This is a genomic window from Nocardia sp. NPDC024068, from assembly GCF_040638875.1.
Taxonomy (GTDB): Bacteria; Actinomycetota; Actinomycetes; order Mycobacteriales; family Mycobacteriaceae; genus Nocardia.
In genome coordinates, this window is record NZ_JBEZYU010000010.1 from 122,573 (window position 1) to 138,663 (window position 16,091).

General features: G+C 70.6%; 11 protein-coding genes. 6 read left to right on the forward strand and 5 right to left on the reverse strand.

Annotated elements, in window-relative coordinates:
- Positions 1–71: 71 nt before the first annotated feature.
- Positions 72–1,826 (forward strand): serine/threonine-protein kinase, encoded by a 1,755-nt coding sequence (locus tag AB0F41_RS12480; RefSeq protein WP_357422975.1) that lies wholly within the window; start codon positions 72–74, stop codon positions 1,824–1,826.
- Between the two features lie 50 nt (positions 1,827–1,876).
- Here the strand turns inward: AB0F41_RS12480 and AB0F41_RS12485 are convergent, their stop codons facing one another.
- Positions 1,877–2,428: a histidine phosphatase family protein gene (locus AB0F41_RS12485; protein WP_357422977.1), complete on the reverse strand. Its 552-nt coding sequence runs from the start codon at positions 2,426–2,428 to the stop codon at positions 1,877–1,879.
- A 99-nt stretch (positions 2,429–2,527) separates the two neighbouring features.
- Here AB0F41_RS12485 and AB0F41_RS12490 point away from each other — a divergent pair, with 99 nt between their 5' ends.
- From AB0F41_RS12490 to AB0F41_RS12505, 4 genes are all read left to right on the forward strand, one after another.
- Positions 2,528–2,800, forward strand: coding sequence for an antitoxin (locus AB0F41_RS12490; protein WP_357422979.1), 273 nt, complete (start codon positions 2,528–2,530; stop codon positions 2,798–2,800).
- A 55-nt stretch (positions 2,801–2,855) separates the two neighbouring features.
- Entirely contained in the window at positions 2,856–7,448 is a 4,593-nt protein-coding gene (locus AB0F41_RS12495; RefSeq protein WP_357422981.1) for an ATP-dependent helicase, read from the forward strand.
- 60 nt (positions 7,449–7,508) lie between these two features.
- On the forward strand, positions 7,509–8,288 hold the full coding sequence (locus AB0F41_RS12500; protein ID WP_357422983.1) for a DNA-formamidopyrimidine glycosylase family protein: 780 nt from the start codon (positions 7,509–7,511) through the stop codon (positions 8,286–8,288).
- Between the two features lie 113 nt (positions 8,289–8,401).
- Positions 8,402–8,593, forward strand: coding sequence for a hypothetical protein (locus AB0F41_RS12505; protein ID WP_357422985.1), 192 nt, complete (start codon positions 8,402–8,404; stop codon positions 8,591–8,593).
- A gap of 80 nt (positions 8,594–8,673) precedes the next feature.
- Here the strand turns inward: AB0F41_RS12505 and AB0F41_RS12510 are convergent, their stop codons facing one another.
- Positions 8,674–10,407, reverse strand: a complete 1,734-nt coding sequence (locus AB0F41_RS12510) for a glycerol-3-phosphate dehydrogenase/oxidase (RefSeq protein ID WP_357422987.1) — start codon at positions 10,405–10,407, stop codon at positions 8,674–8,676.
- Between the two features lie 298 nt (positions 10,408–10,705).
- On the opposite strand from AB0F41_RS12510, the gene glpK reads away from it, so the two are divergent.
- On the forward strand, positions 10,706–12,202 hold the full coding sequence (glpK, locus tag AB0F41_RS12515; RefSeq protein WP_357422989.1) for a glycerol kinase GlpK: 1,497 nt from the start codon (positions 10,706–10,708) through the stop codon (positions 12,200–12,202).
- Between the two features lie 9 nt (positions 12,203–12,211).
- Here the strand turns inward: glpK and AB0F41_RS12520 are convergent, their stop codons facing one another.
- The 3 genes from AB0F41_RS12520 to AB0F41_RS12530 all read right to left on the reverse strand — a co-directional run bounded on the left by AB0F41_RS12520 (position 12,212) and on the right by AB0F41_RS12530 (position 15,676).
- Entirely contained in the window at positions 12,212–13,414 is a 1,203-nt protein-coding gene (locus AB0F41_RS12520) for a PLP-dependent aminotransferase family protein (protein WP_357422990.1), read from the reverse strand.
- Between the two features lie 83 nt (positions 13,415–13,497).
- Complete coding sequence (locus tag AB0F41_RS12525) at positions 13,498–14,574, reverse strand: hypothetical protein (RefSeq protein ID WP_357422992.1); 1,077 nt, start codon at positions 14,572–14,574, stop codon at positions 13,498–13,500.
- Between the two features lie 73 nt (positions 14,575–14,647).
- On the reverse strand, positions 14,648–15,676 hold the full coding sequence (locus AB0F41_RS12530; RefSeq protein ID WP_357422994.1) for a hypothetical protein: 1,029 nt from the start codon (positions 15,674–15,676) through the stop codon (positions 14,648–14,650).
- Between the last annotated feature and the right edge of the window lie 415 nt (positions 15,677–16,091).

A 16,091-nucleotide genomic window follows, 5' to 3' on the forward strand; every position in this document is an offset into this window, starting at 1 on the left:
GGCGCGCTCCCGGCCGGCAGCACTTCGCCCGGTGCGGACAGGCGGGGCGACGGTGACGGGAAGGATGGGTCATGACCGGCGGGCGACTGGGCCGCTACCGGCTCGACCGGTTGCTCGGTCAGGGCGGAATGGGTCAGGTGTGGCTGGCCACCGCGGATCCCGCCGGGGGACGCCCGGCGCGGCGGGTCGCGCTGAAACTACTGCCCGCCGAACTCGCCGCGGACCCCACCTATCGCAGCCGGTTCGAACGCGAGGCCGAACTCGCCGCCCGGTTACACGACAGCCATATCGTGCCGATCCACGCGCACGGTGAACTGGACGGCCGGCTTTTCATCGAAATGGATTTCGTCGAGGGCGACGATCTGTCCCGCATCCTGCGCCGTGACGGTGCCCTCTCTCCCGCTCGCGCCGTCGATATCGTGTCCCAGATCGCCACCGCGCTCGACGCCGCGCACCGGGCGGGACTGGTCCATCGGGATGTGAAACCGTCCAATATCGTCGTCCGGGGCGACGGTTTCGCCTATCTGATCGACTTCGGTATCGCGCACGGTGCGGGCAGCACCGCGCTCACCGCCTCCGGCCTGGCCGTAGGGACCTGGGCCTATATGGCTCCGGAACGGTTCACCGGCCATACCGACGCCCGCGCCGACGTGTACTCGCTGGGTTGTGTGCTGTTCGAAAGCCTCGCGGGCGCGCGGCCGTTCGGCGATACCGACCCCGCCCGGCAGATGCACGACCATCTCACGGCCGCACCGCCCAGTGTCCGCGCCGTGGTCCCGGGAATCCCCGCCGAGCTGGACCGGGTGATCGCCCGGGCGCTGGCCAAGGATCCCGGCCACCGCTACCCCGGCGCCGGCGAGTTCGCCCGGGCCGCGGCCGATGCCCTGGCCGGACGCGCGCCCGCCGGCACGGTACCGGCGGAACATCCCGGGACCCGGGCCTACGACGTGGGGACGGCGCCCGCCGCCACGCGCCGCTACGAGGCGCCCGCACCGGATCTGCCCGCGACCCGGCGCTACGAGGCAGCCGCCCTGCCCGGCACCCTCGCCTACACGGAGTACGCGCCACCCGCGCACCCGCCGGAGCCCGCGTACCCGGCGACCCGTGCCTATACCCGGTTCGAGCCCGGTTACGGCGGCGCGGGCGCCCCAGTGGCCCCGTACGACCCCCGGGCGGGCACCCACGGGGGCCCGACTCCGCCCGTCGGCCCGGTGCCGGGGCCGCGCAGGCCCACCCCTGCCGTACCCGGCCGGCGTCCCCCGCGCGGACGTACGCAGGCCCCGCCCCGGCGGCGCCGGCGCCGGTTCCCGCGGCTACTGCTGTGGCCGCTCGTCCTGATCGTGGTCCCGCTGGTCCTCATCGGCGGGTGTGTGGCCGCGCTGGTGGACGGCGCCGGGTCGTTCCAGATCTTCACCGGCGGGAGCGACAGCGCCCCCGGTCCCGCGCCGGGGCCCGGTGACCCGATCCGCGACGGCAACTTCGAGTTCGTCGTACGGAATGTGGAATCGGGGGTGCAGGCGGTCGGTCTCGAACGGGCCGAGGGGACGTTCGTGGTGGTCAGTTTCACAGTCCGCAATATCGCCGCGGACCCCAAGACCTATATGCCGCTCGGACAGGAACTGCACGATACGGCGGGGGGCACGTTCGCCCCCGATGTGACCGCCACCGCGGTGCGCTCCGCCGCCGCGGCCGCCCCCCGGTCGCTACAGCCCGGCGAATCTCTGGGCACGCATCTGGTGTACGGGGTCCCGGCCGGGTCGGTGCCGGCGAGTATGACCTTCCGGGATTTCCCCCTCTCCCGCGGCACCTCGGTGCCCCTGGGCTGACCGGCCGGGGCGCAACGCGCAACAGTCCCCGGGTCCGGGCAGCCGCCGTGTCAGGTCAACCGCAAGGTCCACGCGCCACGATGATGGAACCGGACCCGGCTGCCCGGAGCCACATCGATCCGCCAGAACGATTCCGGCGCGGCGTCCAGCACGAGGATCAAGGCCGCCCGGACGACCGCCGGATGGGTCACCGCGATCGTCGTGGTGACCGGGTCGCGGGCGAGGTCGCCGAGCCAGCCGCCGACCCGCTCGCGCAGATCCAGGACCGACTCGCCACCATGACCGCGGTACCCGGGTTCGGTGAGCCAGCGGCTCATCTCGCCGGGCGCCACATCACGAAGTTGCGCACCACACCAGGCACCGGCGTCGAGATCGCGTAACCTCGATAGTGGCGCGGCTGCCAAGCCGAGAACCTCGGCGGTCTCTCTGGTCCGCCGCTCCGGGCCCGCGAGCACCCGCGCGTTCGCCGGTGGTTCGACAGCCCGCTCCGCCAGCGCCGCGCGCCCCGCCGGGGTCAGCGGTTCGTCGGACGGGAAGCGCGCCACCCGCAACGCCTCGGTGACACCGTGGGAGATCAACTCGAGTTTGCGAACACCAGGCACTGTCGCAGCATAGAAACACCGGACTGTCACCGGTCGCCGGCTCCGTGATCATGCCGGCGCCGGTCCCGTGCCCGCTGCCGAGCAGGAGGTGATCGAGGAATGACAGATATCCACATCCGGGCCGTGCCCGGCGCAGTGATCGACGAAATCGACCGGCAAGCCGATCTGCTGGGAATATCTCGTAGTGAATTCCTCCGCCGCAGGCTCGACCGGGAATTCCGGCCCGTCGGCGGCGTGACCACCGAGGATCTGGTCCGGCTGGCCGGACTCGTCCGCGATTCCCGCGCCCCCGATTTGCACGGACCTCCCGTCCTCGATCCCGATCTCCCCGAAATGGTGGACGGGGCCCCCGACCTGACCCGGCCGGCGTAAACACCTCGTCGTGGCACCCGGTCGCCTGTCGGTGGCCGGGTGCACACTGGATTCCGTGACCGAGTTCTCCCCCGCCACCCAGCAGTGGTTCGACGGCGCGTTCCCGGCGCCGACGGCCGCTCAACTGGGCGCGTGGCGCGCTATCGCGGCCGGGGAACACACCCTCGTCATCGCCCCTACCGGGTCGGGGAAAACCCTGTCCGCGTTCCTGTGGGCCATCGACCGGCTCGCCGCCGAACCACCGCCGGAGAGCACCTCGGTGCTCTACATCTCCCCGCTCAAGGCGCTGGCGGTGGATGTGGAACGCAATCTGCGCGCGCCGCTGGTGGGAGTGCGTCAGACGGCCCGGCGGCTCGGGCTGCCCGCCCCGGAGATCAGCGTCGGCGTCCGTTCCGGGGACACCACCACCCAGGAGCGCCGGCGGCTGCAGCGCACGCCGCCCGATATCCTCATCACCACTCCCGAATCGCTGTTCCTGATGCTCACCTCGGCCGCCCGCGACACCCTGCGCGGGGTGCGGACCGTCATCGTCGACGAGGTGCACGCCATCGCCGGATCCAAACGCGGATCGCATCTGGCGCTCTCGCTGGCCCGGCTCGACACCCTCACCGAAACACCGGTCCAGCGGATCGGGCTGTCCGCGACGGTGCGCCCGCCCGAGGAGGTCGGCCGGTTCCTGGTGGGTTCGGCGCCGATCACCATCGTCAATCCGCCCGCGCCCAAGACCTTCGACCTGTCGGTCCGGGTGCCCATCCCGGATATGACCGAACCGGGTGATTCCGAACAGCCCGGTTCGCTGTGGCCGCATGTGGACGAGTCCATCGTCGACCTCGTTCTCGCGCACCGGTCCTCGATCGTCTTCGCCAATTCGCGGCGGCTGGCCGAACGGCTCACCGCCCGGCTCAACGAGACCTACGCCGATCGGCTCGGCGAGGGTCTCGACACCGCGCACGCCCCGCCGGCCCAGCTCGGCCCGTCCACCGAGGTGAGCCACGGCGCGGACACGCTGCTCGCGCGCGCCCACCACGGCTCGGTGAGCAAGGAGCAGCGCGCGCTCATCGAGGACGACCTGAAAAGCGGTCGGTTGCGTTGTGTGGTGGCCACCAGCAGCCTCGAACTCGGTATCGATATGGGCGCGGTGGACCTGGTCGTTCAGGTGGAGGCGCCGCCCTCGGTGGCGAGCGGGTTGCAGCGGGTCGGCCGCGCCGGCCACCAGGTGGGCGAGATATCGCGCGGTGTGCTCTTTCCCAAACACCGCACCGATGTCGTGCACTGCGCGGTGGCGGCGCAGCGCATGCTGTCGGGAGAGATCGAGGCGCTGAAGATTCCGGCGCATCCGCTGGACATCCTGGCCCAGCAGACCGTCGCGGCCTGCGCGCTGGAGCCGCAGGATGTGGACGCCTGGTTCGACACCGTGCGCGCCGCCGGAAGCTACGCCGCGCTACCCCGTTCGTCCTACGAGGCGGTGCTGGATCTGCTGTCGGGGCGCTACCCCTCCGACGAGTTCGCCGAACTGCGGCCCCGACTGGTCTGGGATCGCGATGCCGGAACCCTGACCGGGCGCCCGGGCGCGCAGCGCCTTGCCGTGACCTCCGGCGGCGCCATCCCCGACCGCGGCATGTTCGCGGTGTACATGGTGGGTGAGAAGGCCTCGCGGGTGGGCGAACTGGACGAAGAGATGGTGTACGAATCGCGGGTGGGCGATGTATTCGCGCTCGGCGCCACCAGCTGGCGGATCGAGGACATCACCTACGACCGGGTTCTGGTCTCGCCCGCGTTCGGGCATCCCGGCCGGCTGCCGTTCTGGCACGGGGATTCGCTGGGCCGGCCGGCCGAACTCGGCGCCGCACTGGGCGAATTCGTTCGCAATGCCGGATCCGATACCTCTGGGGCGGATTTCACCGCCCGCACCGCCGCCGCCGGGCTCGACGAGAACGCGATCGGCAATCTGCGCGCACTGCTGGATGACCAGCGTGCGTCCACCGGCCGTCTGCCCACCGACCGCACGCTGGTCGTCGAACGGTTCCGCGACGAACTGGGCGATTGGCGGCTGATCCTGCACTCCCCCTACGGAATGCCGGTGCATGCGGCGTGGGCGCTGGCGGTCGGTTCCCGCCTACGGGAGCGCTTCGGCGTGGACGCCGCGCCGAATGCCTCCGACGACGGCATCGTGGTCCGGCTGCCCGACACCACCGACGAACCGCCGGGCGCCGAACTGTTCGTCTTCGAACCCGACGAAATCGACGATCTGGTCACCGAACAGGTGGGTGGTTCGGCCCTGTTCGCCTCGCGCTTCCGCGAATGCGCGGCCCGCGCGCTGCTGCTGCCCCGCCGTGATCCCGGCCGGCGCGCACCGCTGTGGCAGCAGCGCCAGCGGTCGGCCCAATTACTGGATGTGGCACGGAAATTCCCCGACTTCCCGATTCTGCTGGAAACCGTGCGCGAATGCCTGCGCGACGTCTACGACCTGCCGGCGTTGCGGGAGCTGCTCGGGCGGGTGGCCCGCCGCCAGGTACGCCTGGTGGAGGTGGAGACCGCCACCCCCTCCCCTTTCGCCAACGCACTGTTGTTCGATTACATCGGCCAGTTCATGTACGACGGCGACAGCCCGCTCGCCGAACGCCGTGCGGCGGCGCTGTCCCTGGACTCGGGGCTGCTGGCCGAACTCCTCGGCCGGGTCGAGTTGCGGGAGCTGCTGGACGGCGAGGTGATCGCACAAACCGAGCGGGAACTCCAGCGACTGACCCCGGAGCGCGCCGCCCGCGACGCGGAAGGTCTGGCGGATCTGCTGCGGCTGCTCGGCCCCCTCACCCCGGACGAGGCCCGGCAGCGGTGCCGCGACGACCCCACGGACTGGTTCGCGCAGCTCGCGGCCGCGCGGCGCGCGCTCGAGGTGTCCTACGCGGGGCGGGTCTGGTGGACGGCGATCGAGGACGCCGCCCGGCTGCGCGACGCGCTGGGAGTCCCGCTGCCGATCGGGACCCCGGCCGCGTTCATCGAACCGGTCGCCGACCCGCTCGGCGACCTGGTGGCCCGCTATGCCCGCACCCACGGTCCGTTCGGTACCGAGGCGGTCGCGCGGCGGTTCGGTCTGGGCGCCGCCGTCGCCGCCACCGCGCTGCACCGGCTGGTCACCGAGAAACGCGTCGTGGAAGGCGAATTCACCCCGGACGCCGGCGGGTCGGAATGGTGCGACAGCGAGGTCCTGCGGCGGTTGCGGCGGCGCAGCCTGGCCGCGGCCCGGCACGAGATCGAACCCGTCGCCACCGCGGCGCTGGGCCGTTTCCTGCCCGACTGGCAACACGTCGGCGGCACCGATCTGCGCGGTCTGGACGGTGTCGCCGCGGTGGTGGATCAGCTCGCGGGGGTACCCGCCCCCGCTTCGGCCTGGGAGTCGCTGATCCTGCCCGCGCGGGTACGCGATTACAGCCCGGCACTGCTGGACGAACTGATGGCCACCGGCGAGGTGCGCTGGTCCGGGCACGGCGCGATCAACACCAAGGACGGCTGGATCGCGCTGCACCCGGCCGACCAGGCGCCGCTGACCCTGCCGCCGCCCGATGACCTGGAGTTCACCGACCTCCACCTCACCCTGCTCACCGCGCTGGGAGCCGATCCGAGCGCGTGGACGCCGGCAGCCGGAGGCATCTCCGACCCCGCATCCGGTACGGGTGCGCGTGCCGAAGCCACCCCGGAAGGTGCCGAGCAGCCGATACGCCCGCCCGCGATACTGTCCGGGGGCGGCGCGTATTTCTTCCGGCAGCTCGCCGACGCGACCGGCCTCCTCGATGATCCCCGGGTCGCCGAGGCCCTCTGGGATCTGGTCTGGGCGGGTCTGGTGTCCGGCGACACCTTCGCCCCGGTCCGGGCCCGGCTGGCCGGAACCACCCGGACACCGGCCAGCCATCGCACACCCCGGCGCGCGCCCCGCGGCCGCACCTACCTGCCCCGTCCCGCCCTGCCGACCAGATCCGGGCCGCCGACGGTCGCGGGACGCTGGTCGCTGCTGCCCGACCGGATCACCGACAACACCGTGCGCGCCCATGCCACCGCCGACCTGCTGCTGGAACGCTACGGAGTGGTGACCAAGGGCTCGGTACAGAACGAGGGCGTTCCGGGTGGATTCGCGCTCCTGTACCGCGTGCTCAGCGAATTCGAGGACCGCGGCCGCTGCCGGCGCGGCTATTTCATCGACTCGCTGGGCGGTGCCCAGTTCTCGACCACCGATGTGGTGGACAGGCTGCGTTCCTTCGACGGCGACCGGCGACCGTCCGGGGTGGCACTGGCACTGGCCGCCTGCGATCCGGCCAACCCGTACGGCGCCGCGCTGCCCTGGCCGAAGACCCCCGGTGCGGCCGGTCACCGCCCGGGGCGTAAGGCAGGCGCGCTGGTGGTCCTGGTCGACGGCGATCTGGTGCTGTATCTGGAACGCGGCGGAAAAACCCTGCTCACCTGCACCGAAGACCCTGCCGCCCGGGAGGCCGCGGCACGTGCCCTCGCCGGTCTGGTCCGCGACGGACGCATCGATTCGCTGGTCATCGACCGGGTGGACGGCGAATCGGTGCACGGCAACACCTTCGCCGGTTTCCTCGCCGAGGCCGGTTTCAGCGCGACCCCGCAGGGCTTGCGGCTGCGAGGCCGCCGATGACCCGGCCCCGCGGCCCCGGCCCCCGCCCGGGGCCCCGATGCGGGCGGGAACGGAACCTCGATGCCCGAGGGTGACGTCGTATTCCTCGCCGCGGGCCGGCTCCGGGCCGCCCTGGAGGGCCGGACGCTGATCCGCAGCGATTTCCGGGTGCCCCGCTACGCGACCGTCGATCTGCGTGACCAGATCGTGGACAGTGTCGGCAGCTACGGCAAACACCTGTTCATCCGCACCGATACGGTCAGCATCCACTCCCATCTGAAGATGGAGGGCAGCTGGCGGATCTTCCACTGCGGCCAGCGCTGGACCAAGCCGCGGGTCAGCGCGCGGGTGGTGCTGGGCACCGAGGAATCGGAGGCGGTGGGATTCGACCTCGGACTGGTGGAGGTCCTGCGCCGCGCCGACGAGCACACCGCCGTCGACCATCTCGGCCCCGATCTGCTGGCCGCCGGCTGGGATCCGGCGGAGGCGGTGGACCGGCTGGGGCGCGAGGCCGATATCCCGATCGGACTCGCGCTCCTGGATCAGCGCAATCTCGCCGGGATCGGCAATATCTATCGCAGCGAGATCTGCTACCTGCGCAAGGTCCACCCGGCGCTACCCGTCCGGGCCGTCGATGATCTGCCCGCGCTGGTGAACGAGGCCCACCGGGTACTGCACCGGGCCGCGCACGAGCCGCCGTGGCGGCCGCTGGCCTATGGTCGCGCCCGGTGGCCGTGCCGGCGCTGCGGGACCCCGCTCCGGGTCGAGATGCTGGGTGAGACGGCGCCGCGCAACGACCGGGTGGCCCGGCGGGAGCGCGGGATCTACTTCTGCCCGAAATGCCAGGTCGCGCCCGGCTGACCGGACACTCTGGCGCAGACCGGACGCTGCCTCTTCTGTGACGGTCGCCATCAGCTTGGTAATGATCGGCGCGTTTCCGACGACACACGGGTACCGCACCGGAAGCAGGTCCCATGAACACCCGAGCCGTCCACCTGGCCGCCGTCACCGGCAAATTGCTGTCCGCGGTGCTCGCTGTCGTGGCCACCGCGGTGTTCTGCTACTTCCTCCTGCATCCCGCGACCTCACCGCCCGCGCACTCCCCGGCTCCGCTCGGACCTGCCAATACGCAACCGGCGGCCCCCGAATACCGCGTCTCGCACTGAGCACAGCCGGAGGTGCCGATCGGACGGCTCAGCCGTCGGTGCTGATCGGACGGCTCAGCCGTCGGTGCCGATCGGACGGCTCAGCCGTCGGTGGGCACCGGCTCCAGGATTTCCGGCCGGGGTTCGGGGGCGGCGATCCGCAGCGCGTCGGCCGAGGCGTCGTCGGGCTGGGTCTGCGACCGCACCTCGGCGTCCACCCGGGCCAGATAGGTCCGGATCTCACGTTCGGTCTCGGCGTCGTCCCAGCCCAGCACCGGGCCGATCAGCCCGGCCACTTCCGCGGCGCATTCGGCGCCGCGATGCGGATACTCGATGGAGATACGGGTGCGCCGGGCCAGCACATCGTCGAGATGCAGGGCGCCCTCCGCCGCGGCGGCGTACACCGCCTCGACCTTCAGATACGAGGGCGCGGCACCGATCGGCTGCCGCAACTCCGGGCGGTCGGCAGCCAGCGCCATGACCTCGTCGATCAGCGATCCGTAGCGGTCCAGCAGATGTTTCACCCGATAGGGGTGCAACCCGTACTCCTCGGCCAGCTGCACGGTCTGGTTCACCAGCGCGAAGTATCCGTCCGCCCCGAGCAGCGGCACCCTCTCGGTGATCGACGGCGATACCCGGGCCGGGATGTCCTGCGCCGCCTCGTCGACCGCGTCGTAGGCCATCACCCGATAGGTGGTGTACTTCCCGCCCGCTATGGCCACCAGTCCCGGCGCGACCCGGGCCACCGCGTGCTCACGCGACAGCTTCGAGGTCTCGTCGCTCTCTCCGGCGAGCAGCGGTCGCAGCCCCGCGTACACGCCGTCGATATCGTCCGCCGTCAGCGGGGTGACCAGCACCTGGTTCACCCGGTCGAGCAGATAGGCGATATCGGCCTTGGTCGCCGCCGGATGGGCCAGATCGAGATTCCACTCGGTATCGGTGGTGCCGATGATCCAGTGCGCTCCCCACGGTATGACGAACAGCACCGAGGTGGCCGTGCGCAGGATTATCGCGGTATCGCTGACGATCCGGTCGCGAGGGACGACGATATGCACGCCCTTGGACGCCCGGACGTGGAACCGGCCGCGCTGCTGTGACAGCGCCTGGACCTCGTCGGTCCACACACCCGCCGCGTTGATCACCACATGCCCGCTGACCTCGGCGGTGCGGCCGTCCTCGCTGTCGCGCACCCGTACCCCGGTCACCCGGTCCGCCTCCCGCAGGAAACCCACCACCTGGGTCGAGGTGCGGATCACCGCGCCGTAGTGGGCCGCGGTCCGCGCCACCGTCATGGTGTGCCGGGCGTCGTCGACCACGGTGTCGTAGTAACTGATCCCGCCGATGAGGGAATTGCGGCGCAGCCCCGGCGCCAGCCGCAAGGCGCCGTGCCGGGACAGATGCCGTTGTCCCGGAACCGATTTCGCGCCACCCATGGTGTCGTAGAGCATGATCCCCGCAGCGACGTACGGGCGCTCCCAGGCGCGACGGGTGAGCGGGTACAGGAAACGCAGCGGTTTCACCAGATGCGGGGCGAGCGTGGCCATCGAGAGTTCGCGTTCCCGCAACGCCTCCCGCACCAGCCCGAATTCCAGCTGTTCCAGGTACCGCAGCCCACCGTGGAACATCTTGGACGACCGGCTGGAGGTCCCCGAGGCCAGGTCCCGCGCCTCCACCAGCGCGACCCGCAACCCGCGGGTCGCCGCGTCGAGGGCGATACCGGCCCCGACGACGCCGCCGCCCACCACGATCACATCGAAATGATCTTTGCCCAGGCGTTCCCATGCCGTTCGACGCTGATCCGGTCCGAGAAACTGCGATCCCGGCTTCATAGTCATGGTTTCTCCTCCGGAGTCGGCCGATGCGGTCCGCGGAGGCCGGAGCGAAGGCGGAGGTATCGCATCACGGTTCAACTCCTGGGTTTCGCGTTCGACTAGGTCGGCTGTGCATTCCCGAGTTCGATCTACAGCCTAATGGGCAGGGTGCCGCCGGTCGCGTTCACAGCACCGCGCTGTGCCCGACCAGACAGGAACCGGATCGGCGTATGGGAACCGGGCGCACCGGCACCGGCGCCGTCGGGCCGGTCCGTCCCGCGACACCCGGCGCGGGCGAGCCCGCTTACGCTAGCCTCCTGCCATGCGCTATGTGGCCGCCATCGACCAGGGCACTACTTCGAGCAGATGCATTCTGTTCGACCGGCAGGGACAGATAGCGGGTATCGCCCAGCGTGAGCACGACCAGATCTTCCCGAAACCGGGCTGGGTCGAGCACGACGCGCAAACCTTGTGGCGCAACACCGCATTCGTGCTCGGCGCGGTACTCGACGAAGCGGGCGCGACCGCGGCCGATATCGCCGCCGTGGGCGTCACCAACCAGCGCGAGACCACCGTGGTGTGGGAACGCGATACCGGCCGCCCCATCCACAACGCCATCGTGTGGCAGGACACCCGCACCGATCGGCTCTGTACCGAACTCGCCGGAACCCACGGTGCGAACCGCTACACCGACCGCACCGGACTGCCGCTGTCCACCTACTTCTCCGGCCCCAAGGTCGCCTGGATCCTGGACGCCGTACCCGGCGCCCGGGAACGCGCCGAGGCCGGCGAACTCTGTTTCGGCACGGTGGACAGCTGGGTGCTGTGGAATCTCACCGGGCGCCATCTCACCGATGTCACGAATGCCTCCCGCACCTTGCTCATGGATCTGCGCACCCTCGAATGGGACGAACAGATCTGCGCCGAGATCGGTGTCCCGGCAGCCGTCCTACCGGAGATCCGGAGTTCCTCGGAGGTCTACGCGGAGATCACCTCCGGGCCGCTGGCGGGGGTGCCGGTCGCGGGGATCCTCGGCGATCAGCAGGCCGCGACCTTCGGCCAGGCCTGCCTCTCCCCCGGGGAGGCAAAGAACACCTACGGTACGGGCAATTTCATGCTGCTGAACACCGGAACGACCCCGGTTTTCAGCGAGCACGGCCTGCTCACCACCGTCTGCTACAAGCTGGGCGAACAGCCCCCGGTGTACGCGCTGGAGGGGTCGATCGCGGTCACCGGGGCACTGGTGCAATGGTTCCGCGACAACCTCGGCATCATCTCCACGGCGGCGGAGATCGAGGACCTCGCCCGGACCGTCGAGGACAACGGCGGCGCCTATATCGTTCCGGCCTTCTCCGGCCTGTTCGCGCCCCGCTGGCGGCCCGACGCCCGCGGCGTGATCGCCGGACTCACCCGGTTCGTCACCAAGGCCCATCTGGCCCGCGCGATCCTGGAGTCGACCGCCTTCCAGACCCGGGAGGTGATGGACGCGATGCGCGCCGACGCGGCGGCCCGCTCCCTGGACCTGGAATCGGTGGCGCTCAAAGTGGACGGCGGAATGGTCGCCAACGACCTGCTCATGCAGTTCCAGGCCGATATTCTCGACCTCCCGGTGGTCCGGCCGACGGTCAACGAGACGACCGCGCTGGGCGCCGCGTACGCGGCGGGGCTGGCGGTGGGCTACTGGTCGGGTATCGACGAGATCCGCGCCAACTGGACCGCCGATCGCACCTGGACCAGCACCATGTCCACGGCCGACCGGGACGCGCGGCTGCGCGACTGGAACAAGGCCGTCGAGCGCACCTACGACTGGGCGGAGTGAGCGGGCGCGCTACCGGCCGGCCACCACGACCGCCGGCCGATCCGCCGCCCGCGCCAACCGGTCCACGGCCTCGGCGAGCACCTCCGGCCCGGCGGTGGTGAAACACATCCGCATGGCGTGGGTGTAGGCGGTACTCACCGCGAACGCCTGCCCGGGCACGAACGCGACACCGGCCTCCAGCGCCCGGGGCAACAGTTCGGTGGTATCGGTGCCGTCGGTGAACTCGGCCCAGACGAACATGCCTCCGGACGCCGCGCTGCACCGCAGCCGGTCGCCGAAGCGGCTGCCCACGGCCTCGACCAGGGCGCCGGCCCGGGTCGCGTAGACAGTGCGCACGGTCTCGATATGGCCGCCGAGCCAGGCGGTATCGGCGAGTAGTTCGGTGGCGATCTGCTGGGTCAGCGCCGAGCCGCACAGGTCCGCGCCCTGTTTCAGCAGTTCGACGGCTCTGCACACCCGGTCCGGGGCGACCATCCACCCCACCCGCAGGCTCGGTGCGATGATCTTGGACGCGGACGACAACCGGATCACCGAACGCGAATACGACGCGACCGGTTCCGGTGCGGGCCGCTCGAACCACAGCTCACCGTAGGGGTCGTCCTCGATCACCCAGAACCCGTAGCGTTCGGCCAGCGCCGCCAGCGCCTGCCGCCGCCGCGGACTCATGGTCACCCCGCCCGGGTTGTGGAAATTGCTGACCGTATGCACCAGCGCGGGGCGCTGTCCCGCGGCGATCAACTCCTCCAGCGCATCGATCCGCAACCCCTCGTCGTCGAGCGGTACCGCCGCGATCCGGGCTCCGGCGGCCCGGAAGACCTGGATCGCGCCGACGTAGGCCGGATCCTCGACGACCACCAGCGCGCCGGGATCCAGCAGCACTTCCGCCAGCAGCGACAGCGCCTGCTGGGACCCGTGGGTCACGAACACCTCGCCGATCGTGACGGTGCGCCCGAGCCGCGCGGACTCCCGCGCCGCCAGTACCTCGCGCAGCGGCCCCCACCCCGGCGATTCGGTGTACTGCAGCGTCGCATTGGTGCGCAGCGCGGATTCCGCCGCCGCGGCGATCCGCACACCGGGCATGAGCTCGGCGTCGGGAAGTCCTCCGGCGAGGCTGACGATATTCGCGTCCGCGGTCAGTTTCAGCAGGTCACGGATCGCTGAACTGGTGAGACCGGCGAGCTTGCCGGCCAGCGGCGGTTGAGTTTCGGGCATGGGGCCTCCAAGGACGCACCTGGTAGAAACCCAATCATCCCATGAATATCCAAGATCTGAAATTGTGATCTCATATCTCGAGATCAGCGCCGGTCGGCGATCACCCACAGCAGCGTCTTGCCGTCCCGTTCCACCGTGGTGACGGTCTGCTTGTACACCGTCGTCGTACCGCCCGGCCGCCGCTCGGTCAGGTCCACGTCGAAGGTGTCCGGGGCCCGTTCGGTAATCCGCACACAGTGCCGGGTGTCCCTCGGGATCTGCGCGTCGATGGCCTGCTGGATGGTCTCGGCCGACGAGATGGACGGCGAATCCGACGCCACGAACTCCCGCGCCGCGACACCGTTGCGTTCGGAGTAGAACGCGTTCTGGAAGCCGAGAATCGCCCCCGGCCCGCTTCCGGTATCGCCGATCCCGTCACCGACGGTCACCGCGCCGTCCTGGCTCGCCGGACAGCTCAGCACGTCGACGGGCCCCGGCGGGCCGGCGGTCGGCTCGTCCCCGCCACTGGCCACGACCACGATCGCGACACCGACCGCGAGGAAGGCCACCACGACGGCGGCGATAGTGATGATCTTGTTCAACGGCAGTTTCCGGCGCGGCTTGGGCGCCAGCGCGCCCGCCACCGACTGCGGTGTGAGCTTCTGCGCGATCGGATCGCTGTCCCAGGACAACCCGCCCGGTTTCGGCCGGGCCGCCCCCGTGGCCGAATCGGTGCCCGGCCCACTGGCCCGGCCCGGCGTGGACCAGCCCGGCTCCGCGGTGCGATGACGGACGGTCGTCTGATCCGGATCCGGGGCACGCTCCGGCTGCCGCACGGCCGGATCCGACGGGTACTGGTGACGCACCGTCGCCGCATCCGGTGACACCGGCGAGCCGGAAGACGTGGGTGCCGGACGATGAACGGGTACGGAACTGTCCGGGGCCCGGTACTGGGGCGGCGGCGGAGGTACCGGCGGCGCTTCGGGTGGCGCCGGCGCGGAGGAACCCGCGGGCCGCCAGGTCAGTTCCCGGTTCTCCGAACCCTCCGGATTCCAGCCCTGGACCGGCAACTCACCCGTCGGCGGGCCGAACTCCGATACGGGCGGCCCGAAATCGCCGGTAGGAGGTCCGAAATCCGCCCGCTCCGATTCACGCTTTCTGCCTTCGCCCTCGCCGGTCACTGCCTATCCCTTTCGAGACACGCGGGTGGGGCGGCCGTGACCGACCGCCCCACCCGGCAAGATGTCACTCGTATCAGTACTGGAGTGAACCACCCCACTGGCTGTTGACGCCAGCGACGTTGATCGACTGCTCCGGGTAGTTGCCGGGCGGCAGCAGCGGCGGCGGCGGCGGAATCTTCGCCGCGGCCTCCAAGGCGGCGGCGCCGCCCGGCTGCATCGCGATCCAATGCTCGACCGCCGCCTTCGCGGTATTCACCGGAGTGGTGTCGATGGTGTGGTCCAGCCGGTTGTCCGGCAGTCCGTTACCACCGGTGAAGGTGGAGACGTTGATGGTGTTCTCGTCGACGAACTCCACCGAGATACCGGCCTCGCCCGTCCCCTGCGGGGTACGGAAACCGGCCGTGCCGACGTACCCGGCCTGGTTGGAGAAGTGGTGCGTATTCGCGAAATGCCCCGGGGCCAGCGAACCACCGTTGATCGCGGCACCGACCTCCATATGGGGGCCCTGCATCTCGACGACCGGAGCAACCGGCGCCGAATCCAGACTCGGCGCATCCCACTGCGGCTCCTGCGGCTGCACAAGGGTGTCGGTCTGCGGCGCACCCGGCTCCACGTCCACACCGGACTCCGGCGCCGGCGGCTCACCCGGCCGCGCGGGCGGCTGCGGCGCATCCGGCTTATCCGGAGTAATCGCCGGCTGCACCGCTTCGGGCTGGCCCGGCACCGGCAGCGGTGCCACACGCGGAGTGGTCACACCCGGCTGAGTGGGACCCGTCAGGTTCTGATCGCCCTCCTGGCCCGGCCCCGGAGTGGTTACCCCGGGCTGGCTGGGAGTGGGCGTATTCCCCTGCTGGTTCTCGTTCTGCACCCCCGGCTGGCTGGGAGTGGTCTCCGGACTGTTCTGATCCTGGGTCTCGCCCGGCTGCTCATTGGTCCCCGGCTGCGCGGGCGCCGGCGTGGCCGGCGTGGTCGGCGCCGTCGGCTGCTCACTCGGAACGGCCCCCGCCGGCGACGCGAAGATTGCCATCGCCGCGGCGGTGGCAAGCGGCAGCGAAGTGCTCGCCACCGCCCGGCTCGACCGGTTCGGCTTACGATGTTTCACTATTCGCCCAATCCCTCTCCCGGACCCGGCGCCATACGCGGACCGTATCCAGTTCTGACAATCCGAGACACGGACCGGACGGGGACCCGGGTGGGCTGTACGTTGTCCGAGTCCGAAAGGACGAACCCCCCGGCACCAAACCTCGCGACCGCCCGTCGATCGCATCTCTGCTTCGGAAGTGAACCACACCAATCCACTTCCGGCAACGTGACGAAATCCCACCAGCAGTAACATTTTGCGCGGCTTCGCCGCGCGGGGGTTCGGCCCCCTGAGCGTCGCCTGTCAGCACTCGAGACTCGCGGCTGCGCCGCCTCGCTTCGAGTGCTGACAGGCGACGCGGGCCGAACCCTTTCAGGGCCTCGTAAGCTCGAACGGTCGATCGAGGGGATCAGTCAGCGCATGCTGACCCGCACCC

Bases quoted from the DNA above. Each gene is read 5' to 3' on its own strand.
- AB0F41_RS12480 (WP_357422975.1), top strand. From the start codon at position 72: ATGACCGGCGGGCGACTGGGCCGCTACCGGCTCGACCGGTTGCTCGGT.
- AB0F41_RS12490 (WP_357422979.1), top strand. From the start codon at position 2,528: ATGACAGATATCCACATCCGGGCCGTGCCCGGCGCAGTGATCGACGAA.
- AB0F41_RS12500 (WP_357422983.1), top strand. From the start codon at position 7,509: ATGCCCGAGGGTGACGTCGTATTCCTCGCCGCGGGCCGGCTCCGGGCC.
- AB0F41_RS12505 (WP_357422985.1), top strand. From the start codon at position 8,402: ATGAACACCCGAGCCGTCCACCTGGCCGCCGTCACCGGCAAATTGCTG.
- AB0F41_RS12510 (WP_357422987.1), bottom strand. From the start codon at position 10,407: ATGACTATGAAGCCGGGATCGCAGTTTCTCGGACCGGATCAGCGTCGA.
- glpK (WP_357422989.1), top strand. From the start codon at position 10,706: ATGCGCTATGTGGCCGCCATCGACCAGGGCACTACTTCGAGCAGATGC.
- AB0F41_RS12520 (WP_357422990.1), bottom strand. From the start codon at position 13,414: ATGCCCGAAACTCAACCGCCGCTGGCCGGCAAGCTCGCCGGTCTCACC.